Here is a 26,383-nt window from a genome sequence, read left to right as displayed (position 1 = left end):
ATGTATATTTGTAAAAATTCATGAAAGTTTCTTTATTAATAACTCAATCAAATTCTATGTACAAAAAATTACTATTCGTATTTCTGATACTTCTGTCCATGATATGCTCTGCTCAGGAAGAACAGAAAAAATTCGGCATACATTTCTCAGGATACGTTAAAAATGATTTTTTTTATGATTACCGAAAAACAGTAGGTATTCGTGAAGGTCATTTTTATCTTTACCCCGAAAATGTTTTATATGATGCCGACAGCATAGATGTTAATTCCAAAACCTCTTTCAACATTTTATCCATTCAGAGCCGGTTAAGAGGAGATATTACAGGTCCTAATGCTTTTGGAGCAAAGACTTCGGGAGTGATTGAAGCAGAATTTTACGGCACTACCGATGCCAGTATTAATTGCTTCAGGTTACGTCACGCTTTTGGGAAATTATCTTGGACAAACACAGAACTTACGATTGGGCAAACATGGCATGGTATGTTCGCAGAAGAGTGTTTCCCCGAAATAATGGCAGTAAACACAGGCTGCCCTTTTCAACCATTCTCCAGAAACCCTCAGATAAAAGTTGTACAAAAATTTAAGGAAGTAAAATTTATGCTTTCCGTAATGTCGCAGCGTGATTTTGCCAGCTGGGGAGGCCCCGCTTCATTAACCAATGCCGCCATGCCCGATTTAAACCTCAGGATTTCTTATCAGCATTTCAATGAAGATAAATCCCGTGAAATATTTGTTAGCGGTTGCGCTGACTACAAAATACTTACGCCCCGCCTTGTTACCGACAGCAATTATGCTACAAATGTGAGCATAAATACGTACGCATTCTCGGTATGTTTTAAATACCGCTGCCCGAAAATCACCTTCAAGCTATCCGGTATTTATGGGCAAGACCTTTACAATCAAACAATGCTCGGTGGCTATGCATACAGATACACCACAGACAGCACCACTGTTGCAAGAGGTGATTTCAGTTACACTCCATTATACACTGTTTCAAGCTGGATGGATTTATCTACCAATGGAGAAAAATTCCGTTTTGGTATTTTGGGCGGATATACAAAAAACTTAGGCGCTTTCGAAAATATTCTGGACTGGACGAATCAAAACTCATATTTTGCACGCGGATGGAATATTTCTTATGTATATCGGATTTCTCCACGTTTTGTTTTTATTTCTGGAAAAATAAAAATGGGCATTGAAGGCGATTATACTGTAGCCGGGTATGGAAACAAAAATAATAGTTTAGGAGAAGTGCAAAATGTAAAACCTGTCAGTAATATCCGCTTGATGTACTCTTTCTTCTATTATTTCTAAACCGAATTATCTTTTTCATTGAAGTTCCACTCGTTGAAAAACTCTTTCAGAAATTTTTCAATAAACTGATGACGTTTTGCCGCCAGAGACTCTGCTGTTGCAGTATTCATCCGGCCACTCAGCAATAAAAGCTTTTCATAAAAATGATTAATGGTATGGCTTTGGCTCTTCTTATATTCAGAAAAGTTTTTATGTAACACAGGTTGAATATCCGGATTATATATTTCCCTGTTTTTGAAGCCCCCATAAGCAAAAGCTCTGGCGATACCTATTGCACCCATAGCATCAAGGCGGTCGGCATCCTGTACCACCATTTCTTCCAATGTCAATCCTGTGCTCTTTTCTCCTGCTCCTTTGAAAGAAACTTTTGAAATAATTTGTTTAATTTTCTTTATATCATTATTTCCAAGCTGACATTGTTGCAGCCAATGTCCGGTTTTATCAGAGCCTTCAGCATTAAATTTCCAGTCATCAAGCTCATGCATCAGAGAAGCCATTTCTACAGGAAACAAATCAGCATTTTCTTTTTTAGCAATATAAACCGAAAGTTTGTGAACTCTGTAAATATGCCACCAGTCATGGCCTGAACCCTCGCCGGAAAACTCACGCATTACATATTCTCGTGTTTTTTCAATAATCCGGTAATATTTTTCTGTTGCCAAAAATTATTTAAGAATGTCTTTAATGGTATGGTATAATTCTTCTCCTCTAAGGTTTTTCGCAATAATTTTCCCTTCAGGGTCAAGTAAAATCATATGCGGTATTCCGGTGATATGATATAAGGGCACAACTTCCGATTGCCAGTATTTAAGGTCGCTGACGTGTATCCAGCTGAGTTTTTCAGAACGTATGGCTCCAACCCATGCTGCTCTTGTTTTGTCAAGCGAAACTCCAAGAATTTCAAATTTTGAAGACTTAAAATCTTTATATAACTTTATAAGATTGGGAAGTTCTTTTTTGCATGGACCACACCAGGATGCCCAGAAATCAACAAGTACATATTTCCCACGAAGAGAACTCAAACTGATTTTTATACCTGCTGAGTCGGGTAGTGTAAAATCAGGTGCAACCGAACCAATAGCTGTTTTAGTGGCCCCGGTGTAACTGTTGTGAAAGTTTTTTACAAAAAAATTATCAGGAAAATTTAAAAAGAGGCATGAATCAGCTCCTGTATATGCGTTGATATGTTTATCTAAAGGTAAAGATTCTATCAAAAACAAAACAGCCAGCGAGCAAGGGTTTTTTAATATAAATGAAGATAAAGTTTTATCTTTATCCAGTTCAATTTGCTCGTAAGCAAGTCTGCTCACTATTAAAATAGAATCATATTGTGAAGAAAATTTTTCTCTGGCTAATAAATTGTTTATACTATCAAGCTTTTGTTTTGCCGAAGAAATAACTTTCTGATTTGTGTATACCTGCAAAGTCTGTTCGCTGCCTTTAATGGTTAATTTATTAAAAAAATCACTCGCATCGGTTCTGAGTTCAATATTATCACCGGGATATAATATCATCATAATGGCATTGCTGTTGTCGAACTGCAGTTTATAAAAATCCGGAGTAGAAATGTCTTTTAAGATATTGAAAACACCCTGAGCATCCATAGCAGCAACAGTATCAAGTTTCGCTTCTTTCCCAATATGAATCAATGAAACGGTGGTAAATTTGTTATTTTCTATGTTACCACTTATCTTAACAGGTTTTGCTTGCTGCGACCATGAAGGGGTACTTATATTAATAAATAATGCAAGACACAATGCTTCTATAACAAAAAAGTTTTTTTTCATTGTTTAAGTTATGACTGATTTCTTTGATATTTTATTCTTTAAAAAAAAATCAAAAACCCCAACAGGAATTTTTGATTTTTTATTTTTGACAAATTATTTTTAATTCAGCCCGAGTTCTTTTTTTACCATGGGTAAAATATCTTCAGTAGGGTCAACATAGAGCAAAACACCAAGCCCTGCATCAAAAATGTAGGTATAAAGGTTGTCCTTACCAACTTTTTCGATAGCTGCTTTTGCTTTATCAATTATGGGTTTTAAAAGTTCATTTTGCTTCGTTTCGAGTTCATCCTGTGCAGATTCCTGAAATGCTTCAATTCTTGCTTGCAAATCCTGAAGCTCTTTTTGATTGGTCTGTTTAATCAAGGCAGTCATGTTTGGCTCATTTGCCAGATAATTTTGATATTTGGTTTCCAGTTCATTTTGCATTGCTTTAAGCTGATTTTCAAGAGTTTTTGCATAATCCTGAATTACAATCATCGCGGAATCTCTACCAGGCATTAATTTCAGTAGTTCATTAGAATCAATATGCCCGAATTTCTGCTTTTTCTGAGCAAATGTTTCGCTTGATATTCCAACCATAAGAATAATAAGTACAACCGTGATTACTTTTTTCATATATTAAAATTTATTAATTGTTTTTTATCAAATTGAGTGCAAAGGTATGTTTTTTATTCATCAAAAAACTAACTATTCATCATCTTTGGCATCTTTATCGTCATTGGTTTTAATTGCTCCGGGCTTATATCCAAGTTTTTCCAGTACATCGTCACTTCTGTCAAATTTTGTATTTGTATAAAGCATAGTGGTGCTACTGGACTTATCAAATATAAATGCATATCCGCTTGAATTGGCTATACTTTCAATAGCGTCATACACTTTATCCTGAATAGGTTTTATCAACTCCTGTCTTTTCTTAAAAAGGTCTCCATCTTTCCCGAATCTTTTTTTCTGCAAGTCTTTTGCTTCACGTTCTTTGGTAATTATCTCGTCCTGACGTTTTTTCTTAATATCTTCGGGGAGAAGAACGGCTTCGGCCTGAAAATTCTTATACATTTTATCTATTTCAGAAAATTTTGTTTCGATTTCTTTTTGCCATTCCAATGACAATTTATCAAGAATTTCCTGAGCATCTCTGTACTCTGACATGTTCTCCAAAATATAATCCGTATCTACATAAGCAAACTTCTGTGCATTTGAATTAAATGAAAATAAAGCAAAAACAACAACTAAAAAAAATAACTTTTTCATAATGACCTCCATTTCATGGGTTTTTATTAATCAATAGATTGGTTTATCGAAAAATGAAACTGGCTTCCACCTTTACCTATACCTGGGATATTGTCAAAGCCATACCCCCAGTCAAGTCCAAGCATGCCAAACATGGGCAGATACACCCTTACGCCAATTCCGGCAGAGCGGTAAACATCAAAGGGATTAAACTTTTTAAAGTTTTCCCAGGCATTTCCCGCTTCTGCAAATCCCAGCACATAAACTGTTGCCATAGGGTTTAAAGATATGGGATAGCGCAGTTCCACTGTAAATTTATCAAAGATCGCACCACCTGTATATCCGTTGTCATTACGAGGGGTGAGCGAATTGTTCTGATATCCTCTCAGAGCTATTAGTTCTCGGCCATCCAGTGAAAATCCTGAAAGGCCGTCACCACCTAAATAAAATCTTTCAAAAGGCGGAATACCAATTTTTTTATTATAAGAACCAAGAAATCCAAATTTAGTACGAACACTCAATACCAAATTTCCTGCCAATTTTGTATAAACAGAAGCTGCAATCTTCCATTTATGGTACTCAATCCATCGGTACTTCTCTGATTCTGGCAATTTTTCATAATATCCTTCTTTTCTAAATAAAGAAATAGGCGGTGCAAGCTGCATCATTATAGAAATTTCAGAGCCAGAACGAGGATATATCCATTGGTCAAGTGAATTTCGCGATAGTGTCAGAGTATAATTTAAATTATTTGAGTTGCCATTAGTAAAGTCAAAGGATGTATAATAATTATTAAGTTTATAGTTTCGGTAACTAATTTCATTATAAAGTGTAAAATAATCATCCGGCCATTTCAAACGAGTGCCTAAACCCACTGAAGCACCTGTTATATTAATTGCCTGGCGGCTCGAATCACTTTTTTTCAGGCCGTTTGTTTGTGAAGAATAGTATACTGAAACGCTTAATGCATGAGGTTTTTTACCCCCAAGCCATGGTTCAGTAAAAGAAGCGTTATATGCCTGATAATACTTACCGTTTGTCTGAAGCCTTATGCTTAGTTTTTGTCCATCTCCTGAAGGTAAGGGTGACCAAGCCGACTTTTTGAAGAAGTTTTTAGTTGAAAAGTTATTAAATGATACCCCAAGTGTGCCTATCAAGCGGCCCATACCCCATCCTCCCGAAAGTTCAAGCTGGTCCGAAGACGTTTCTTCAACAGAATACTCAATATCTACAGTCCCATCTACAGGATTTGGGATAATATCGGGGATTATTTTTTCGGCATTAAAATATCTTAATTGCGCTAATTCCCTTGTTGTACGTATAATATCAGAGCGATTGAACAATTGCCCTGGTTTAGAACGTATTTCACGAATTACAACATGGTCTTTTGTTTTTGAATTTCCTCGTATAGTAACCTTATTTATATACGCCTGTTTCCCTTCAACAACTCTTATTTCTATATCTATAGAATCATTTTCTATCAATACCTCTACGGGTGTAGCGCTAAAAAAAAGATAGCCATTATCCATGTATAGTGAATATACGTCTGTCCCGTTAGGGTTGTAACTCAAATGAGTTTCCAGAAGTTTCTGGTTATATACATCCCCCTTTTTAATCTTGAGTATGGAGTTCAACTCCTTATCTGAATATTTGGTATTTCCTGTCCAGGTAATATTCCTGAAATAATAGGTTTTCCCTTCTTTAATATAAATATTAAGGTCAATAGTATTCTCTCCTGAACGTGCAATAGTGTCAAATTGTATTTGCGAATCCCTGAATCCCAGTTCGTTGTATTTGTCAATCACAGCTATTTTATCTTTTTCGTACTCATCCTTCATAAACTTGGATGATTTGAAAATTCTGAACACGACACGCTCTGAAAAAAAGTGTAGAATATTTGTTTCAATATCAACGCTATCTCGTATGAATAATTTTTTTAAAGTTTGAAATAATAATGTATCCGCCCCGTTAAATGGCTTAAAAATACTTTTTTCCTTGGTTTTCTTCATCACACGTTTCAACTTGTAGGTTGAAACCTTATCGTTACCAAAAAAATTTATTTTTCTGATCCTTACCTTTTTATTTTTATTAACTTCAATATTCAGGCGGGTAGAGTATTTGGATGAAGATGTGTCAGGAACTTCCTTAATATTTACTTCTGCATTATAAAAACCTTTATCATGATAATATTTTCTGATAATATCGGCAGACCTAAGTTTTATATTATTCGTTATAACGTCACCTTTAATAAGGTTAAGTTTTTCTCTCAGGTCATCCACTTCTGATTTTTTCACATTGGCCGAGAACATGGGTGATGCCGCCAGGCGAGGGTGCTCCTGCAAGTATATTTCAAGCCATATTTTATTTTCTTCAATTTTTGAAGCATAAATTTTAATATCATCAAATAAGCCCTGTTTCCATAAATTATTAATAGATTTTGTAATTTTCTCTCCGGGAATAGTTACCACCTCGCCCTCATATATACCAATTAATAGTCTGCAGATTGTAGTATCTGTAAATTTAACACCTTTAAATGTTATTTTTTGTATTTCGTAATCACGTGGGTTGGAATAATCAATAACACTCTGGCCATCAATAGTAATCTGAGCATATAAGGGCGAACTTATAAGCAGAAAGATAAATAGTTTTAAAAAGTTTTTTAATAACATCATCGTTTTATTTGCTCACTTGTCATTCCAAATCTTCTTTCTCGTTTCTGATAATCAATAATCGCTTCATATAAATGCTCTTTTCTGAAATCAGGCCATAGAACAGGGGTAAAATATAATTCGGTATAAGCCATTTGCCAAAGTAAAAAATTGCTTATACGATACTCTCCGCTAGTCCTGATTAATAATGAAGGATTTGGCAAATCTTTGGTTGACAACGATTTTGACACCATTTCCGGGGTAATTTCTTCAACCTGCAGTTCATTATTTTGAACTTTTAGTGCAATATCTTTAACAGCTTCAGTAATTTCCCATGTTGAACTGTAGCTTAATGCAAGTGTAAGAGTCATCCTGTCGTTTTTTTCAGTAATTTCGATAGTATTCATAAGCTCATCATAACATTCTCTGTGCAGGTTTTTTAAATCACCAATGGCAAATAAACGAATATTATTCTGAATTAGTGTTTTTGTTTCATTATTTATTGTTTTCACTAATAATCTCATCAGTCCGTCAACTTCGTATTTTGGTCGGTTCCAGTTTTCTGTGGAGAAAGCATAAAGTGTCAGGTATTTGATTCCCAGTTCTGCAGCAACCTCAACAGTTTCTCTAACAGCAACAACTCCATTTTCATGTCCAAAAGTTCGTATAGCCCCTCTTTTTTTTGCCCAACGTCCATTGCCATCCATAATGATGGCAATATGCTGAGGCAATTTATCAGGAATAATTTTTTCTTTCATGGAAGGTCGTTAAAACAGAGCAAATTAGTCCTTATATTTAAATTTTATTTTGGGATGTTGTTTGTAAGCAGCACAGAGGTCATGCTTGCCTTTGATACGGAAAGAAACTGTAAGACCGGTAAAAACGTACCAGTCTTTTGTTTTGGGGTTTCCTCTTTCCATTCCTGCATGTTGCCCTCTATTGGTTAAAGACCTGTCGGCTAATTGGGCTGCTGCTAGTGTGTTTTCTGCAGCAAGAATTGTAGAGTCAACATATATTGTGCTCACATCGTCAATATAATCCGAAAAAGTTTTTCTAATACCCCATTCCAAGCCAATGCTTAAAATTCTGTGAGGAGAGACTTTAACACCAATACCAAAAGGGATGGCAAAAGCGGTAAGAGCATATGGTTTTTTAGTATCAGGGATGGTTGTTCCTTGTCCTTCAGTGCCAAGTGCCTGAAGTGAGTATAATTTTTCATCAAGTTCTGCTTTAGGGTTAAAGTTGAAAAGAGAAGCTCCCACAAAAATATAGGGGGATATTAGGCGTTGCTTATCGCCGGTAATATAGGGTAGAAAATTAAATTCAATTTGAGTGGAAAAATCAAATATATGAGAACGAAACCTTAAATTTCTGTCTTCGTTAGCTTTTGATACCGCATCATCACCCTCAAGTTTTCCTAAAAAAGCATTCACTTTTAATGCCCAACGCGGAGTTATATTATAACGATACACAATTCCGTAGGCTAACTTGCTTTGAAGAAAATGTTTAGAAGGGTTTAAATCTCCGAGATAATAGGATGTGCCAATAAATACTCCAAGTTCTGAGCGGTAAAAATCCTGAGCAATAATAACACTTCTTAAAACCAGAAACAATATCCCCACCAAAAAGACCTTTTTCATATATTGTTTACCTATCGTTTACCACCTGAGTTTTGGCACATATTTTTCGTTAAAAGAATAATATACTGTAAGGAACAATCCCATAAAATGATCGTGGTCTCTCGGGTCTCCCCTTTGCTGTCCAGGCAATGTGCTTCTGTACAGCGGACTGTAACCCGGGTTCGAAGGATCGCTTATCAGAGCCGTTGGCGAAGGATTCGCAAGGTTCACGGCATCTTGTCCTTTATACTCTTCTAACGCAACAGGATCAAAATATGTTGTACTAACATCATCAATATAATCTGTAAAAGTAATCCATTGGCTATATTCTAAACCTATCTCCCATTGTTGATCAATTTTTACACGTATTCCAATCCCCAAAGGAATAGTAAACTGTACAGAAGAATATTTTTTTCTTGTGGAAACAATTCCTTCACCTTCTGTAGATAAAGGTTTTAATTCATACCAGTTGCCTTCGTATTTCCCTTTGGAATTAAAATAAAATCCTCCAATGCCTGCCTGAATGTAAGGGGTATAAGTATAGCTTCTCCACCCTTTCACACCTTTAAGATTATACTGATGTCCTTTTTGTTTTATTTCATATAAAAAAACAATCGAGGTAGACAATCCGTAAATAGGTGTTCGAAAATTAAGATTTCTATTAGTGCGAAATAATTCATTTGTCCATTTGTCATTTCCGCTTAACCATATATAATCAAATGATGTGCGCCAGGCCCAATATTGGTCAAAACGGTATAAGTATCCCAATTGTATTGCGGGCCTTACTGCCTGAATATCAAAATCCCTTAAACTAAAAGATGTGGAGCCTATTTTATTAGCACCACCTAAATCCCCAAAAAAATTTGATGCGCCAAGACCTAGATATATCTTATGCATGTCTTTTTTCCATGCTTGGTTTCTGTACCGAGACCTATATCTTTTCTGGGCAAACGACAAGTCTGTTAACACTAGTGCCAACAACAATAAAATTATTATCTTTTTCATGTCAATAAACTTAAACTACAAAAATACAAAAATTATTAAGGGTACAAAAATTATTTACAATTAATTAATGTATAATCAAAATATTAATTTCTTTTATCCCACCCCCACATAAGTTTTTCCCTTATAGTTGAGAAAAATGAATGTTTGTTCAACTGGACAATATTTATACAAAAATACTCCTTAACAATCTCCAGCTCAATTGAAGAACTGGTAACTATATTGTTTGAATCAAGAGTTACCAGATAATTATCTTCTCTTCCTTCAATTTTAAGTTTAATTCTAACATCATCTGGAATAACCAGAGGCCTAACTGTAAGATTGTGAATTGAAATGGGTGTTATTATAAAATTAGATGAGTCCGGAGCAACAATAGGGCCACCGCAACTTAGCGAATATGCAGTAGAGCCCGTAGGTGTTGAAATTATCAACCCATCCGCCCAGTATGTATTTAAAAAAACATCATTAATGTATGCCTGAATAGTTATCATGGAAGAAGAATCTCTTTTGTGAACTGTAATTTCATTCAGCCCGAAATTATTTTCACCAAAAAGACCTATAGGTTTATTAAGTCGAATCAATGCTCTTTTTTCTATAGTATATTTTTTTTCAATAATACATTCTATAGCTTCAGTTATTTCATCTTTAGAAATGCCAGACAAGAATCCCAACCTGCCGGTATTAAAGCCCAATACTGGGATGCCCGAATCACGGATAAGAGGGATTGTCTTTAATAAAGTTCCATCCCCCCCTACACTGAAAAAAAAATCAACATTGCTTTTTATATCTTCAAACGAATTAAAAACTTCGTTGGATTGAGAAACAATACCATTCTTTAATAACTGGTCAAAAAAAGGTTTATAAATACATAAAGTAAAGTTATAATATTTCAACTTTTCAAGTAATTCAATATAATAAGGTTCAAGCTCTTCAATGAAATTTATTGCAAAAAGTGCTGCTTTCATATAGCTTCTTTATATATTCAGAAAATTCATAAGAGAATCATATCTGTCCTGTAAATCATTGTTATATTCTGATTCGGTGAAGCTTGCAAGAACAATATAATTATACCTTTCAAAAGTTTGTAAAATAGGCAGTATATTCATTTTATTAATTTTAAGTGTTACCTCCAGTTTCATGGAATCGCGGTAAGAACTAACATAGCTGCTTAGTATTTTAGCATCGTTTGCTTCCACAATCCTTGCTATTTCTTCGAGAGAAAAGTCGTTCTGGTTTCTTTCAACAATAATAATGCCTCCGGGATTTTGCAAAGAAGCGGTTTGTGAAAATTGTTCCAACAAATGCTGTAATGTAATGGAGCCAAGATAACGATTTTTAGTGTCTATAACGGGGATTACCGATAAAGTTAATTCTGTGACAATAGAAATCACTTCAAGAATATGTTGATGCTGGTAAACAAAAGCATTATTCAGCGACAGCTTATGATTCCCAATTACCTCTTCGGGCATGTTCTGTACATAAATATCATTTTCAGAAATAAGCCCTAAAAATTCCAAATTATTAACTATAGGCAGATGGCTTATTTTCTGGTCTTCCATCAGTTTAAGAGCATACGAAGCTGTATCGGAGGTCAATACAGGGATTACAGCATCGGTTGACAGATCTTTAGCAAGCATGATGGTTTTTAAGATTTTTAATTTTATGCAAACATACTAATTTTTAACTTTGCCTGCAAAATTGTACTATGGCGAAACTCAGTGTAAATATAAATAAAATTGCAACCCTGCGCAATGCCCGGGGCGGAAATAAACCAAACTTAATACAAATGGCGCTTGACTGTGAATGCTTCGGAGCACAGGGTATTACTGTCCATCCCCGTCCTGATGAGCGTCATATACGTTATACTGATGTGTACGAGTTAAAAAAAGTAATTACAACGGAATTAAATATCGAAGGAAACCCCACCGAAAAGTTTGTCCGGCTTGTTCTTGAAACTCGTCCCGCACAGGTTACATTAGTCCCTGACGCCCCTGATGCAATTACATCAAATGCTGGATGGGATACTAAAAAACATCTTAAATTCCTCACAGAAACTGTTTCTTTATTTAAAAAAGCAGGCATACGCACCTCCATATTTATTGACCCTGATGAAAAAATGATAGAACATGCAGCAGAAACAGGCACTGACAGAATAGAACTTTATACAGAAAGCTATGCGGAACAATTTTCCCAGGGCAAAGAAAAAGCCATTTTACCATATTTTAAAGCCGCAGAAAAAGCTTGTCAGATAGAACTTGGAATTAATGGCGGGCATGATTTGAACCTGATTAATCTTAGGTATTTTGCAGAAAACATTCCCGGATTGCTTGAAGTTTCAATAGGACATGCACTTATTTGCGATGCACTTTATTTTGGAATAGAAAACACCATCCAGCTTTATCTGAGATGTCTGCAACCTATTTCTGAGTGAGAGAGCCGGCATTTTCTTCATATAGTACAGTTAAGAGTGTCTGACCTACTGCTTTCAGTGTATTTTTGTTGATAGTCTCAATATTATCTTTTTTCGTATGCCAGTATTTATAAAAACCTGTAGAAGTATTCTTATCAAAATGAATGATATCAATGGTTGGGATACCGGTAATTTTGTTGATAAAATAATGGTCATCGGTTACCGGGTTTGTGGGCTCATTCACAAAAAAATTTCCATAACCAATACGTGAGGCTGCATTCCATACTTTATTGACTATATCGGGAGCATACTCCATCGAAAAGCCTTCTTTTGTAAACGTTGCACTTTCAACACCAACCATGTCAAGCAATATGCCGTAAAGGGCTTTATAATTTTGTTCATGAGGGTTTTTGGACCAGTATTGCGAACCAAGCCCCCAGTTTTCATCAGTGTTGTTATTACGCTCATCCCGCGGTTCACCATAATCTTCAACATCAAAAAAAATTATATCTACTCCCAAGTTAATATCATTAAGTGATAAAACTCGTGCAACTTCAGTAAGCACTCCGACACCGCTGGCACCGTCGTTAGCTCCATCAATAGGAGTATTATGATTAATCGGGTCTTCGTCCCAGTCGGCATAAGGGCGTGAATCCCAGTGTGCACAAAGCAATATTCTAGCCGGGGAGTCGGGATTAAATGTTGCAATAATATTCATCATGTTTAACAATGTGCCATTATAAGCTCGAACTTTGGATTTTTGAACCTGAACATGTTCTGTATATGTTTTCATTTTTTGCTCCAGCCAGCGGGCACACTTATCGTGTGCGGGTGTATTTGGCACTCTGGGGCCAAAATCTGTTTGTGCTTTAACATATATATAAGCAGAGTCTTCATTGAAAACAGGCACATTAACCTTTGAGCCAGAGTTCTCTTTCATTATGTCTTCTTGTTCATCATTTTTATCATTACTGTTACCGCACGATAAAATAAATATTGCTGTTGCTGTCATAATAAAAAAAAATGCCTTGCTTCTCATGATTTTGTATTTACATAAAATTTAAAATATTTGTCAGAGTTTATTATCGATTCTCTGATGGGAATATATGAAAATGATAATGTTTCACAAAGTTTTTTATTTGAGTATTTCAATATAGTGTGTGCAAAATTTGCAGTTGTTTTATTAAACCCGGAATCTTTGCCAGTAATAAAATCTTTAAGAGCTACAAATCTCCATAAAAGACCTGTAACAGTTTTGCCAACAGGGATATGTGGAACAGGTTTATTCAATTGTTCGGCAATAATGGTAAATATTTCTTTGTAACTGAGATTTTCGGAAGATATGATAAAACTCTCATTTTTGATGGTGCTTTGCATTAGTTGTATCATAGCTTTCGCAACATCCCGCACATCAACAAAACCGCTACTTCCGGGAGTGTAATATTTAAACCCTTTGGAAATAAGCCTGGAAAGATTGCTGATTAAGTTGTTTTGCTGACAAGGTCCGATAATAACTGAAGGCCTTACAATTAAAACATCCAAACCTTCGGCCTCTGCTCGCATTATTTCCATTTCTGCCTGATGTTTGCTTTCAGCATATGGGGAGTTATCCCGCCCGGTATCCCATAAAGTATCTTCGTTTATAAATTCTCCGCTTCCCAACGCGGCGACAGAACTTACATAACACAAATTCTTCACTCCATTTTCCAGAGCAGTATTCACAATATTTGCTGTTCCTCTAACATTTATCTTAAACAAGTTTCTGCTTTCTTTTTTTGAGAAGCTAACCAGGCCTGCACAGTGATATACCTGAGAAACACCCTTCATAACTGGTTTAAGAGATTCCGTATCAAGAATGTCTCCGTCAACCCATTCAATTCCCCCAAACGAACCATTAGAATTAAAATCAAAAAGCTGCTTCACAAATGTTAAATCCGAAGAGTTTCTTTTCAAGACTCTTATTTTTTCACCTTTACTGCATAACTCAGCCAGAAGATGTGCGCCAAGAAACCCCGTACCTCCGGTAACAAGTATCATAATTTTACCGGCAAAATTAACATAAATCGAGCAAAAGTTTGTATTTTTGTTTTATATGAGTGTTGCCAGATTTAAAATTACATTTATATTAATCCTTTTAGCATTTTATGGGACATCACAGGTGATTCCGGAAAGCTTCCGCATTAATTGGTCAACAGCCGGAAATCAATATATTTTCCCCGAAACAACTCCTGAGGTCAGCATACTTGATTTTGGGGGTGTAGCCGACGGTTCAACAAATAATGTAGATGCGCTCAACAGCGCCATTGCTTTTTTCGGAGGACATCCCGGCATAGTAATAATTCCTGCGGGTTCTTATTTATTCTCATCTACGGTTAGCATACCTGATTCTATATGGCTGAAAGGAGCAGGTTCAGATTCAACATTCTGTAAAATAAATCATAGCAGTATTGGTTTTTATTTTTCGGGTTCAGCCACAAATTCATTTACAAACATTATTTCAGGGTTTCAAAAAGGCTCCCGTAAAATTACTGTGACTAACCCTGCACTTTTTTCTTCCGGAAATTATGGTGAAATAAGGCAGGAAAACGGTACGTGGGATGTAGAACCGGCAACATGGGCTACCTATTCCGTTGGGCAAATCATTAAAATTGACTCTGTTTTTGGTGACACCTTATTCCTTACTGATGGTTTACATATTGACTTTGATACAGCGCTGAACCTTCAGATACAAAAAATCAGTCCGCGCAAAGCTTCCATAATCTCATGCATGAATGTGGAACGTACGGATGCATCAACCAGCGGAACAGGCTATAATTTCGGGTTTAATTATGCAACAAACTGCGAAATAAGTGGCATAGAGAGCAACAAAAGCCAGGGCAGCCACTGCATGATAGGGGTGAGTTCACATATCAGCGTGAGCGGATGTTATTTCCTTGATGCTTTTGTTTACGACGGTAGCGGCACCAAAGGGTATGGAGTAACTCTTAATAATCATGCCTGCCTTTGCCTTGTTCACAACAATATTTTCAACCACTTGCGCCACGCCATGATGACCAAGCACGGTGCCAACGGAAATGTGTTCGCTTACAATTACTCCTGCAATCCATACCGCAACGGAGAACTTGAATATCCACAGGACTACTGTGGTGATATTTCACTGCATGGACATTATTCTTTCGCTAATCTGTTTGAGGGCAACATTGTACAAACCATTTATATTGACCAAACCTGGGGCCCATCAGGCCCTTACAACACTTTTTTCCGTAACAGTGTTGAAAGATATGGACTTATCATGACATCATCCATGACTAATTATCAAAATTTTGTTGGCAATGAAATTACCGGAACAGGTTACACTTTTCCTTTTACATGGGGAGCCTACACAATCACAGGAAGCGGGCATATACAATACGGGAATAACGATAACGGTATTATTGTTCCGTCAGGCACAAGCACTTTAAACGACGAGTCATATTATCTTGATGCAGAGCCGTCATACTGGAATGTGGCTCAGACATGGCCGGATATAGGCGCACCAAACGCACCCGGCTATGGAACTATTCCGGCAAAAGAAAGATACAATACAGGAGATTACACCGATTGCAATCAGCAGGGTATTATTACAAATTTATATAATGACACTGAATCCATCATGTCAGTATATCCAAATCCCTCACCTGGTAAGTTGTTCATTCTGTTTGAACCAAAATTAAGTTGCCAGGCCTTTGAGGTAGTATCAATGGAAGGAAAGCCCTTAATTAAAAAAATGGTGAATTTTGATTCAGATACATATTATGAACTTGACCTTTATCCCTTGAAAAAAGGTTTGTATTTTCTTATTGCAGAGACAAGTAAAGGAATTTTTTACAAAAAAATAGTGAGACTTTAAACCTTGTGCTCCTGTACTTATTTTATTAGTTTGTAGTTCTTGTACTCCCCTATCCTCCACCCCGACATCTTCTCTATCCAATAAAGGATACGGGTTTTAAAATCGAAATTCTTTTTTGTAGGGTCAAAATCAAAAGTCCAGTTTTTTTTTCGAATTCTTTCCTGCATAACATAGGGATGGCTGTTACTGAAAAGTGACAATGAATCTATCTTGGAGTAATCAAACTGGTTTGCCTGAGCGATATTTTTCTTCATCCATTCGTCATCGTGCCACATTTTATGAAAGCTCTCCTGCTTGGCCTGTTGCAGATCGGGCGGTTTTACCCAGCCATAATGATATATCCATGCATCAATGGCTTTAACCTTCATGAGGCGGTTATGAATACGAAAACCCTGTGCGTCACGAAAGGAAGTAACACCTTTATCATTTCGTACTATGCGTATTTCGTTACGGTACCATTTGCGCGAGTCGCCAACATAGTCATAGGAGCCATAAAAATGAGTGTAATGAAAAAGCAGGCCTTCCACACGTTTATCGTCTTTAAATTTTTCCATAGCATCTCTTATCACAACATGATATTTTTCATGCACTACTTCATCACCCTGAATATAAAAACACCAGTCTGCGGTGGGCGAAACAGCCTTGAATGCTTTATTGGTTTCCAATGCAAGCACACGCCCGCCTTCGCGCAAGGTATCGTCCCAAACAGTTTCTAAAATTTTTATTTTAGAAGAATGAATGCTTTGGATAAGCTTCAGCGTATCGTCTTCAGAATTACCCACAGCTACAACAAATTCGTCGCAAAGGGGAAGTATAGAAGTTATGGCTTCCACAATGGGGTAATCATATTTTATTGCATTACGGACAAATGTAAATCCAGAAACTTTCATCCTACAAAATTTCTCACGAAATTACTTAAAATAAAAACATGTTTATTTTTTCTCTTGTAAGCGTTAAAACATTAAGATAGGTGCTATAGTCCTAATTGAAACGACAAAACATTTATCATCTTATTTTTCCAACTGTTTCATACGTCTTTTCATTTTCGGGTCAAAGAGTTCCAACTCCCAGAGTTTCTTTTTGTGTTTTTTCTTTTTGAAGTTCTGGTTCATTTCCCACCAGATATTGTCACGGTTTTTCACCCGCTTTGATTTGGGGTCAAACTTAAACTGGCCCGAGAAATTTGGTTTTCTTCTCCCATGTCCGAAAGAGCCGGCATTAACATCTTTTCGCTTCACCAGACTAAATGTCTTAGTTACCCTTTTCTTTTTCTGATTGTAGCCAAAAGCCCCGGGACGTTTTTTCACTTTTACACTGAAACTGTCTGAACTGCGCAAGCGTTTTATGCCACTAACTGCAATAGGTTTTTTTGTCACCCTGCGCTTCTTCAGGTTAAACTTAAACTGTCCTCCCTGGGACTTACGTTTAACTGTGAAAGAACCGCTTTCGCGGTCGCGTTTTATCATGCCTGAGGCAAAGAACCTTCCTTTGCTTACCACTCGCTTTTTAGATTTACTGTAGCGAAAGAATCCTGAAATATTGCTTGATTTGCGGCTATATGTATCTTTGTTGCGCTTGTAGCCGGAAAATATTGAACGGCTTGTAACCCGTTTTCTTGATTTGTCAAAGCGGTGCTGTTTTTGCCCATGTCTTGACTTAAAGCTGAACGAATCGCGCCCTCCGCGAAAATGCTTGCTACCTTTGCTTATTACACGCCTTTTTGATTTACTGTATGTGAATTGTTTGTTTCCCTTTCTGGATTTAAAAGAAAAAGAATCCCTGTCGCGCTTACTCCTTGGAAGAAAACTTCCTTTCGCCACAACTCTGCGCTTTGATTTATCATAACTGTGCTGCTTTTGACCTTTCTTCAGTTTAAAGCTGAATGAATCGCGCCCTCCGTGGTAATGTTTATCTCCTTTGCTGATTACACGCCTTTTTGATTTACTGTACGCAAATTGTTTGTTTCCCTTTCTGGATTTAAAAGAAAATGAATCCCGCCCGCCTGAATAACGCTTGCCACCCTTATTTACCACCTGCCTTTTCGTCTTGCTGTAACTATGGTATTGCAGCTTTTTCTTCGGCTTAAAACTAAAGGAATCTCTCCCTCTTTTTGCACGGGGAGATAAATTACCGACAACTCTTCTTTTTGATTGACTGAAGCTTGCTCCCTTATATTTTTTTTTCTTTTTTGAAGAAAAAGAATCCCTTCCAAATTCGCCGCCACGGCGGTTCCCTTTTGATGAACTGAAGGAATCTTTGAATTTACCCTTTTGTCTGATAAAACTTCTGTGCTTTTCTACCGTTCGGTTTTGCCTTTCGCTGAACTTGAATTGGGTTTTAAACTTTTTATCTTTGGGTATAAAAGGGTCAACAAGGTTGCGATGGCAAGATAACAACAACAATGAAATTAATTGGATAAATAAGATTATTATTGTCTTTCTCATGCAATCCTTATATAAAAGACATTAAACGAATGATATTATGGATTGTTTAAAAATTATTTATTTTGTAATCAAATTTACTAACTAATAAAATATCTCAAAGTTATGAAAAAGTTGTTGTTTTTTCTTGCAGGATGCCTGTTGCTGGGAAATAATGCAAAAGCCGATGAAGGAATGTGGTTGCCTTTGTTTATTGACAGGTTGAATTATACGGATATGCAAAAAATGGGCTTAAAACTCACTCCTGAGGAAATTTACAGTGTAAACAATTCAAGCATTAAAGATGCTATAATACTTTTTGGAAGAGGTTGCACAGGCGAAGTTATATCATCACAGGGATTGATACTTACCAACCATCATTGCGGCTATGGAGCCATCCAATCACAAAGTACCGTAGAACATGATTATCTGACACATGGTTTCTGGGCAATGAATCTCAGAGAAGAGCTTCCAATTCCCGGACTTACAGTTCAGTTCCTGATTCGTATTGAAGATGTTACACAAAAAATTTTATCAGCCCTTTCGCCAAATATGAAAGAAGAAGACAGAGCTAAAAAAGTAAGGGAAATTGCTGAAACAATTCAAAAAGAAGCTAAAGAAGGCACAAGCTATGATGCCACAGTCAGAAGTTTTTTTGAAGGCAATGAATATTATCTTTTTGTGTACCAAACATACAGTGACGTTCGCCTGGCAGGCGCACCACCTTCATCCATTGGTAAGTTTGGGGCAGATACCGACAACTGGATGTGGCCGAGGCATACCGGTGATTTTTCATTGTTCAGGGTTTATACCGCCCCTGACGGCTCTCCGGCCACATACAACGAAAATAATATTCCACTAAAACCTAAACATTCATTGCCAATATCTGTTAAAGGAGTTAAAAACGGTGACTTCACTATGATCCTTGGATATCCTGGAACTACCGAACGTTACCTGACTTCATACGGCATAGATATGTATATGCAGCAATCCTACCCGGCTCGCATTAAAGCCCGCGAAAAAAAACTCGAACTCATGCGCGAAGATATGGATGCGGATCCTGAAGTAAAAATAAAATACGCTTCAAAGTACGCAGGCATTTCAAACTATTGGAAAAATTTCATTGGAACCATGAAAGCCCTGAAAAGACTGAAAGTAGCCGAAAAAAAGAAACAACAGGAAAAACAGTTTTCCGATTGGGTGAATGCCGATAACAACCGGAAAGAAAAATACAGAACCGTACTTCAAACAATCAGTGATGCGTATCAGGAACAACAAAAAACAAACCTGGCAAGAATATATTTCATGGAAGCCATCACAGGCTGTGAAGCGCTGACATTTTCCAGAAGATTCAATGACCTTCTGAAACTTCTGAAAGAAAAACCTGTAAATAATGAAAAGATAAGACAAAAAACTAATGAGCTTAAATCTCTTGCTGAAAAGCTGTTTAAAGATTACCACAAACCCACAGATTTGAAAATAACTGCGGCTATGCTGAAGATGTATTATGAGAACGTTCCAAAAGCACAACAGCCTGATTATTTTACTAAACTTGTTTTAATACACAAATCAGATTTCGGGAAACTCACTACAGACCTTTTTGCAAATACCATTTTCTGTGATAATACATCCGTTTTAGGATTCTTAAAATCACCTACAGTCAAAGTACTTGAAAAAGACGCCATGTTCTTACTTATGAATTCCTTTGCAGAAAAATACAACGAAATAACAAAATTATGGGTTGCATCCAATGATAAACTTGCAGAGGGAAAGCGTTTGCTGATAGCAGGATTTAGGGAAATGTTGCCGGAACAGAAATTTTATCCCGATGCCAATCAGACCATGCGGCTTACTTATGGAAAAGTTCAGGATTACTACCCTGCCGATGCGGTTCATTATAATTATTATACAACTATTGATGGCGTAATTCAAAAAGAAGACAGCTCAAACTGGGAATTCGTGGTGCCAAAAAAACTCAAAGAGTTATACCAAAAAAAAGATTTTGGTTTATATGCCGAAAATGGCACTCTCATTACCGATTTTATCACCAACAATGATATTACCGGAGGTAATTCCGGCAGCCCAGTGCTTGATGCCAACGGTTATCTTGTCGGGTTGGCTTTCGATGGCAATTGGGAAGCTATGAGCGGAAATATATGTTTTGAGCCGGAATTACAAAGAACCATCAATGTAGATATTCGTTATGTTCTTTTTATTATTGATAAATATGCCGGGGCCAAAAATCTTATAGCCGAAATGAATATTATTCAATAAATTTGTTGGATATGTTTTTATTAATCACAAAATAGTTACTTTATGTTTGATACAAGTCATTTTCACCCAATGCTGGTTCACTTTCCGGTTGCTCTAATTATCGTTGGTTTTATTGCCGACCTGTTTAGCCTGTTTTTTAATAATAAAAAGCACTGCCTGTCAAAAGTAGGTTTTTACATGATGATATTAGGAACACTGGGAGCCATTGGCGGTTATTTTACAGGAGAATTTTTTACTAGGGATTTTTCGGGAGAGGCAGGAGAACTTAAAGAAAGACACGAGGTATTTGCCAAAATAACTATGTTTGTTATGATAGCAGCTTCTCTTATCAGAATTTACATGGTTATGAAAAAGAAAGACCACTCCGTACTCAAGTGGTTTGTATTTGTATTGTTTTTCTTTGCCGCTGTCAGTGTTGGCATTACCGGGTTTATGGGGGGATCTCTTGTTTACAACCATATGGTTTCCATACAGGATTCAGGCAATAATGTCACAGCCGATACAACAAAAGCGGGAAAAACGATTGATTATCTCAAATCAGCTTTGGAAGAAGAGTTAACATGTGTTGCGAAATATGAAGCTTTTGCCACAAGAGCCGCTGAAGAAAATATGCCGCGCGTTGCTGTACTTTTTAAATCCGCTGCAAAATCAGAAAGCATACATGCAGAAAATCACCGTATAGTGTTAAAACAATTCGGTATACAGGCTGATGTAAGAGCAAAAGAATTCACTTTAGGTTCAACAATGGAGAACCTTGAAAGCGCCTATAAAGATGAAAATTATGAAGATTTCAGTATGTATCCGGCTTATATTGAACAGGCACAAAATGACAATGCCGGTGATGCACTGAAATCATTCAGCTGGGCAATGGAGTCCGAATTAAAACACATGGAATATTTTAAAAATGCTATCGATGCCCTGAAATCAAAACAGGAAAAAAACCTGCCGACAACCTACTATGTATGTCCTAAATGCGGTTTTACATATACCAGCGAAAATGAAGAAGATTATTGCGAACTCTGTGGAACTGAGAAAGAATTATATATCGTTATTAACTGATGAAACAATTGCCTGAAAAAAAATCGGGGTTCAGAAGCTTTCCACGTAATTTCTGGACTGTAATTACCATGGAGTTCTTTGAACGCGGTTCTTACTATGGTGTAATGTCGGTACTATCAGTTTATCTTGTAATGAGCACAAAAGAGGGCGGGCTCGGGTTTTCAAAAGAAAGCGTTGGAGTTATTAAAAGCACCATAACCCCTTTGCTTTATTTGCTTCCTATTATTTCAGGCGCTATTGCCGATCGTTATGGCTATAGGAAAACACTGATATTTGCCTTTATAGTAATGAGTTCAGGATATTTTTTAACTAGTCAGTTTACCGAATATCCGCTTGTTTTTGCAAGCCTGTTGCTGATGGTTACCGGCGCCGGTTTCTTTAAGCCTATTATTTCAGGTACTATCGCCCGTTCAACAGACGAAAAGAATTCCTCACTCGGGTTTGGTATTTTTTACTGGTCTATAAATTTGGGAGCTTTTATTTTTCCTCTTATATTGGTTCCTTATTTGAAGCAATTCTCATGGTCGTATATTTTTATAATGGCTTCTGTAATTACCGGCTCTTTAATGCTTCTTAATCTGTTTGTATATAAAGAACCAGCCAAACCAGCTAATGCAAAAAAACTTAAGACCATTTTAAAAGAAGCGCTTCTTGTAATTAAGGATTACCGATTTATAATTATGATAGTAATTTACTCCGGCTTCTGGATATTGTATTTTCAAATGTTCGATACCATTTTATGGTACCTGAGCGAATACATGGATATGACGCCTGTCAATAATTTCGTCAATTCAATTCTTGCTGTTTTTACTGAAAACCCCCAATGGAAATTTGAAGCCGAGCATGTAACCGTTATAAATGCGGGAACTATTATACTTTTACAGATATTTATTTCAAGTATTGTTAAACATACCAAAGCCCTTCCAACCATGATAACAGGCATTTTTCTGGGAACTATAGGAATGGCAATCCTTGGGCTGTCGTCAAATGCCTGGGTATTCATTGCAGGAATGTTTATTTTCTCAATCGGAGAAATGACTGCCCATCCAAAATTTATTTCCTATGTTGGACTTATTGCTCCAGCCGACAAAAAAGCCTTATATCTGGGTTATTCTTTCCTGTATGGTGTTATTGGCAGCGGTATCGGTGGAGTGCTGGGAGCTAACCTTTATGTTTATTTTGTTGATACACTTAAAAATCCTTCCACACTATGGTTTATTTTCAGTCTGATAGGTGTCGCTACCATCATTGGATTAATACTTTTCAACAAATTTCTTGCACTGAAAAAAGTTTAAAACTAAAAATATGTTAAAGCTTTTTTTTAAAAGAAATATTATGGAAGCCGGCTGTGATGAAGCCGGGCGTGGGGCGCTGGCAGGTCCAGTATTTGCTGCCGCAGTTATACTTCCCCGAAAATACAAAAACAACATCCTGAACGACTCAAAATTGTTAAGCGAAAAACAACGCAATGAACTGCGCATCGAAATCGAGAATATTGCCCTGGCATGGGCTGTCGCGAGAGTTGACAATACAATCATTGACAAAATAAACATTTTAAAAGCATCAGTAAAAGCGATGCACATGGCACTGGATAAACTCACAATGACCCCTAAATTGATACTCGTTGACGGTAATTATTTTGATGATTACAAAAACATCCCGCATAATTGTATTATTAAAGGTGATGGCAAATACATGTCAATAGCTGCGGCTTCGGTGCTGGCAAAAACTCATCGGGATGAATTTATGATAAAAATTCACAAAGAGTTTCCGATTTACAATTGGGAACAAAACAAAGGTTACCCCACAAGAGAACATAAGAATGCTATTAACCTGCACGGTATTACACCTTACCACCGCAGAACATACAACCTGAATGAACAATTACGAATTATTTTTTAAAATTTCCTGTTGCCATACAAATGAGATATCCTACAAAAACATCAAAGCGTAAAAAATATTTAATAATTAGCTTGCTTACCATCGTTGGAATCGCATTATGTATTCCCGTTTTTTTATTTATCAAAAAACTTAAAGACCCCATCATTCCTGCCTTAAAAGCCGTTCCTGAAAGCGCTGTCTGTCTTCTGGAAGTAAAAAATGTACACGGTTTGTATGAAAAAATGAAAACAAAAAACCTTATATGGCAAGAACTGCAGGGACTTGATTTTTTCAGGGAATTAGATAATAAAATAAGGAATATTGATTCTATAATAAAAGAAAATGAAGAATTACTGGAAACACTAAAAACAAATTACTTGTATATTGCATGGGTTCCCGACAGAAATAAATACAGCCTGCTTTTCACCATAAATCTTTTAGGACCACATCGTGAAAATATTATTGATAAGTTTATCCGTAAAAATTTTTCATCAGGGAAAACCATAACATCCTATAAATTTCTTGATAATGAAATTTTTCAAATATACAGTCATAAAAAATTTATATGCTCTTATACCGTATCAAAAGGAATTTTTATTATCTCCGAAAGCACAGGTGTTATTGAAAACTCTTTAAGCGCATTGCTAACAAAAATATGCTTTGATAGCGATCCGCTTTTTACACAGCTTCATGCTTTTGCAGGGAAAAAAGTTGATGCAAACTTTTTTATTAGAAATCAATATTTTGATAAACTGCTGTCAAGTTATTTTAACAAAAATATTAACAAGCAAATAAAACTAATTTCCATTTCGGGAGAGATGGGTGCCTTCGATTTGACATTAAAAAATGACGAACTTATTATTGCGGGTTATCTTATTTCAGGTGATACCGGGCAATTTCTGAAAAAAGTATTTGGTTCGCAATCTCCACAGCAAAATCAACTTACAAGTATTTGCCCATACAATACGGCATTAATGTACTATTGGGGCATTCACAAACCTCTTCAATATATCAAGGACTATAATTCATTTATGAAACAAAAATTTCATGGCAAATCATTTGATGAAATGTATGAGAGATTTTTATACAACTATGAAATTGATATCCACAAAAAGTTTATCGAACATCTTGGTAATGAATTTGCTTTAATTGTAACTGAGAACCCAAATGTTGATAACCCTTATCATTATTATGCTATTATAAAAGCAAAAGACATTGCAACTTTTAAAACTTTATTGGAAGAAGAACTTTCCACGGTCCCTGAAGAAGCTTTTCTGGCCCATCGCGACTCTTTTGCTATAAGAAAACTCATCCCTTATCAACTGCTTAGTGCCTGCTTCGGAGATGTTTTTTCAAGGCTTGATTCTTCGTATTTCACTACCATAAACGATTATGTTGTATTTGGACAATCGCCTCTTTCTTTGGAGTTATTTATTTCTGGCTTTTTGTCGGGAAAAACTCTGAATAAAAACCATAACTACCTTGATTTTGCTGATAATGTAGCAGAAGAAGCCAATTTTTGTTTCTATGCAAATATTCATAAAAGTTTTCAGCTGCTTGTACCTATATTCAATGATAAATTAAAACAGGAATTGTTGAAAAACGAAAAATCATTAAAAAACATTCAGGCAATTGCTTTTCAGACAACTAATCAAAAAAGCAAATTTTATTTTAATGCTTATCTCAAGCACAATGCTGCATATCTTGAAGATAGTCCCTCTGTATGGGAGTTTTCTGCTGATACAATTATCTCTGGAAAAGCTTCAGTAATAGATGATTTTACTGATAGTACCAAAAAAATTGTATTCTTTGATGCTTTAAATAATATGTATGTGCTGAATCGAAACGGGCAGTTACTATGGAAAAAACATATCAACGGTGCACCACTAAGCACGGTATTTTCAGCATTTTCTCACAAAAACAAAAACTGTTATCTGATATTTAATACAAAAAACCACATCTATATTTTTGACACAAAAGGAAATAAACATAATATCAGCCCGGTAAAGCTTCCTAATCCCGCAAGTACTGCAATCACTATTGTTGATTATAGCAATAATGGTGACTATAGAATAATTATCCCCTGCGAAAATCAAATAATTTACAACTTCACTTTTAACGGGAAACCAACTCCCGGATGGCATAATTTTAGAACAAATGCCAGATTAAATACCCCTGTAGAATATTTTAGATTAAAGAAAAAAGATGCCCTGATTGCTACTGATGTAAACGGAAAGGTCTATTTTATTGACCGCAGGGGGAAGTTACTTATTAAAAGCAGCAAGCCCTTTATTAAAGCCAAAAATAGCATCTTTTATCTTGTTTCTGATAATAATAAACAATACCTAATGACTACCGATAGAAAAGGGAAAATGATATTTGTTTCAGAAAATGGTTCCATCGAAGTTGTTTCAACAAAAAATTTTTCTGAAAATCATTATTTTGTTTTCGGGGACTTTAACCTTGATACAAAAAATGATTTTATCTTCTTTGATAATAATCAAGTTGTTGTTTATAACCATGCTAAAAGAAAAATCCATGAAGCTTCAATGACACAAATCCCTTGTTCAAAACCCAGATTATTAAAAATAGGAAAGCACAAGTATTATATTGTTTTTCCGGATTCTGCCAGCGCATCTATTGTTTTGTTTAACAACAAAATCTCTAAAACACTCACGGGAAGTCCTACTATCGGCAGAGAGTTTGAAATAAGCATGTTTTACGGACATAACTTATATAATATTTTAGTATCAGATAGTAGTAAAATGATGAATTTTATTTTAAACTAATTGTATTTATAACAATCATAATGCCCTATTTACTTTTTCTTTTATTTATCGTATATTTGCTAAAT

Annotated in this window: 22 protein-coding genes; 8 read left to right on the top strand and 14 right to left on the bottom strand. The window is 36.1% G+C overall.

Annotation, left to right across the window (positions count from 1 at the left end):
• Positions 1-20: 20 nt before the first annotated feature.
• Positions 21-1,313 (top strand): hypothetical protein, encoded by a 1,293-nt coding sequence (locus M0R16_00705; protein MCK9611404.1) that lies wholly within the window; start codon positions 21-23, stop codon positions 1,311-1,313.
• Here M0R16_00705 and M0R16_00700 read toward each other — a convergent pair.
• The 10 genes from M0R16_00700 to M0R16_00655 form a co-directional block, all read right to left on the bottom strand.
• Positions 1,310-1,975, bottom strand: a complete 666-nt coding sequence (locus M0R16_00700) for an HD domain-containing protein (GenBank protein MCK9611403.1) — start codon at positions 1,973-1,975, stop codon at positions 1,310-1,312. The two genes, M0R16_00705 and M0R16_00700, sit on opposite strands and share 4 nt — an antisense overlap.
• A 3-nt stretch (positions 1,976-1,978) precedes the next feature.
• Positions 1,979-3,100 (bottom strand): TlpA family protein disulfide reductase, encoded by a 1,122-nt coding sequence (locus tag M0R16_00695; GenBank protein MCK9611402.1) that lies wholly within the window; start codon positions 3,098-3,100, stop codon positions 1,979-1,981.
• A gap of 99 nt (positions 3,101-3,199) precedes the next feature.
• Positions 3,200-3,715: an OmpH family outer membrane protein gene (locus tag M0R16_00690; protein MCK9611401.1), complete on the bottom strand. Its 516-nt coding sequence runs from the start codon at positions 3,713-3,715 to the stop codon at positions 3,200-3,202.
• A 72-nt stretch (positions 3,716-3,787) separates the two neighbouring features.
• Positions 3,788-4,348 carry an OmpH family outer membrane protein gene (locus tag M0R16_00685; GenBank protein ID MCK9611400.1) on the bottom strand — a complete coding sequence of 187 codons (561 nt, stop codon included), beginning with the start codon at positions 4,346-4,348 and terminating at the stop codon, positions 3,788-3,790.
• Positions 4,349-4,374: 26 nt separating this feature from the next.
• Positions 4,375-6,999 carry a BamA/TamA family outer membrane protein gene (locus tag M0R16_00680; GenBank protein MCK9611399.1) on the bottom strand — a complete coding sequence of 875 codons (2,625 nt, stop codon included), beginning with the start codon at positions 6,997-6,999 and terminating at the stop codon, positions 4,375-4,377.
• On the bottom strand, positions 6,996-7,733 hold the full coding sequence (locus M0R16_00675) for an isoprenyl transferase (protein MCK9611398.1): 738 nt from the start codon (positions 7,731-7,733) through the stop codon (positions 6,996-6,998). The genes M0R16_00680 and M0R16_00675 overlap by 4 nt, the downstream gene beginning before the upstream one ends.
• Before the next feature lie 24 nt (positions 7,734-7,757).
• A complete protein-coding gene (locus M0R16_00670; protein MCK9611397.1) occupies positions 7,758-8,615 on the bottom strand; it encodes a DUF6089 family protein in 858 nt (285 codons plus the stop codon).
• 18 nt (positions 8,616-8,633) lie between these two features.
• Positions 8,634-9,599, bottom strand: coding sequence for a DUF6089 family protein (locus M0R16_00665; GenBank protein ID MCK9611396.1), 966 nt, complete (start codon positions 9,597-9,599; stop codon positions 8,634-8,636).
• Positions 9,600-9,682: 83 nt separating this feature from the next.
• A complete protein-coding gene (locus M0R16_00660) occupies positions 9,683-10,561 on the bottom strand; it encodes an NAD kinase (GenBank protein MCK9611395.1) in 879 nt (292 codons plus the stop codon).
• A 9-nt stretch (positions 10,562-10,570) separates the two neighbouring features.
• Positions 10,571-11,233 carry a CBS domain-containing protein gene (locus M0R16_00655; protein MCK9611394.1) on the bottom strand — a complete coding sequence of 221 codons (663 nt, stop codon included), beginning with the start codon at positions 11,231-11,233 and terminating at the stop codon, positions 10,571-10,573.
• A gap of 68 nt (positions 11,234-11,301) precedes the next feature.
• Between M0R16_00655 and M0R16_00650 the strand changes: the two genes are divergently transcribed.
• Entirely contained in the window at positions 11,302-12,027 is a 726-nt protein-coding gene (locus M0R16_00650) for a pyridoxine 5'-phosphate synthase (protein MCK9611393.1), read from the top strand.
• On the opposite strand, the gene M0R16_00645 is transcribed toward M0R16_00650, so the two are convergent.
• Positions 12,014-13,045, bottom strand: a complete 1,032-nt coding sequence (locus M0R16_00645) for a M28 family peptidase (protein ID MCK9611392.1) — start codon at positions 13,043-13,045, stop codon at positions 12,014-12,016. The genes M0R16_00650 and M0R16_00645 overlap by 14 nt on opposite strands.
• Entirely contained in the window at positions 13,042-14,043 is a 1,002-nt protein-coding gene (locus M0R16_00640) for an NAD-dependent epimerase/dehydratase family protein (protein MCK9611391.1), read from the bottom strand. The genes M0R16_00645 and M0R16_00640 overlap by 4 nt, the downstream gene beginning before the upstream one ends.
• A gap of 55 nt (positions 14,044-14,098) precedes the next feature.
• Between M0R16_00640 and M0R16_00635 the strand changes: the two genes are divergently transcribed.
• Positions 14,099-15,895 (top strand): T9SS type A sorting domain-containing protein, encoded by a 1,797-nt coding sequence (locus tag M0R16_00635; protein MCK9611390.1) that lies wholly within the window; start codon positions 14,099-14,101, stop codon positions 15,893-15,895.
• Between the two features lie 17 nt (positions 15,896-15,912).
• Here M0R16_00635 and M0R16_00630 read toward each other — a convergent pair whose 3' ends face one another.
• Together M0R16_00630 and M0R16_00625 are read right to left on the bottom strand one after the other, a co-directional pair.
• The gene (locus M0R16_00630; protein ID MCK9611389.1) at positions 15,913-16,785 is read right to left on the bottom strand and encodes a hypothetical protein; all 873 of its coding nucleotides are present in this window, start codon (positions 16,783-16,785) and stop codon (positions 15,913-15,915) included.
• A 120-nt stretch (positions 16,786-16,905) separates the two neighbouring features.
• Complete coding sequence (locus M0R16_00625; GenBank protein ID MCK9611388.1) at positions 16,906-18,339, bottom strand: hypothetical protein; 1,434 nt, start codon at positions 18,337-18,339, stop codon at positions 16,906-16,908.
• Positions 18,340-18,441: 102 nt separating this feature from the next.
• Between M0R16_00625 and M0R16_00620 the strand changes: the two genes are divergently transcribed.
• Genes M0R16_00620 through M0R16_00600 form a run of 5 tightly spaced genes read left to right on the top strand, consistent with a single transcriptional unit; the run spans position 18,442 to position 26,318 of the window.
• The gene (locus M0R16_00620; GenBank protein MCK9611387.1) at positions 18,442-20,589 is read left to right on the top strand and encodes a S46 family peptidase; all 2,148 of its coding nucleotides are present in this window, start codon (positions 18,442-18,444) and stop codon (positions 20,587-20,589) included.
• A 42-nt stretch (positions 20,590-20,631) separates the two neighbouring features.
• Positions 20,632-21,648, top strand: coding sequence for a DUF2231 domain-containing protein (locus tag M0R16_00615; GenBank protein MCK9611386.1), 1,017 nt, complete (start codon positions 20,632-20,634; stop codon positions 21,646-21,648).
• Between the two features lie 8 nt (positions 21,649-21,656).
• Positions 21,657-22,943 carry an MFS transporter gene (locus M0R16_00610; GenBank protein ID MCK9611385.1) on the top strand — a complete coding sequence of 429 codons (1,287 nt, stop codon included), beginning with the start codon at positions 21,657-21,659 and terminating at the stop codon, positions 22,941-22,943.
• 10 nt (positions 22,944-22,953) lie between these two features.
• Complete coding sequence (locus M0R16_00605; GenBank protein ID MCK9611384.1) at positions 22,954-23,550, top strand: ribonuclease HII; 597 nt, start codon at positions 22,954-22,956, stop codon at positions 23,548-23,550.
• 20 nt (positions 23,551-23,570) lie between these two features.
• The gene (locus tag M0R16_00600) at positions 23,571-26,318 is read left to right on the top strand and encodes a hypothetical protein (GenBank protein MCK9611383.1); all 2,748 of its coding nucleotides are present in this window, start codon (positions 23,571-23,573) and stop codon (positions 26,316-26,318) included.
• The last annotated feature ends 65 nt before the right edge of the window (positions 26,319-26,383 follow it).

This window comes from Bacteroidales bacterium (assembly GCA_023228145.1).
Taxonomy (GTDB): domain Bacteria; phylum Bacteroidota; class Bacteroidia; order Bacteroidales; family CAIWKO01; genus CAIWKO01.
Note: the sequence above shows the minus strand (reverse complement) of the source record. Positions and strands in the feature narration are given on the sequence as shown.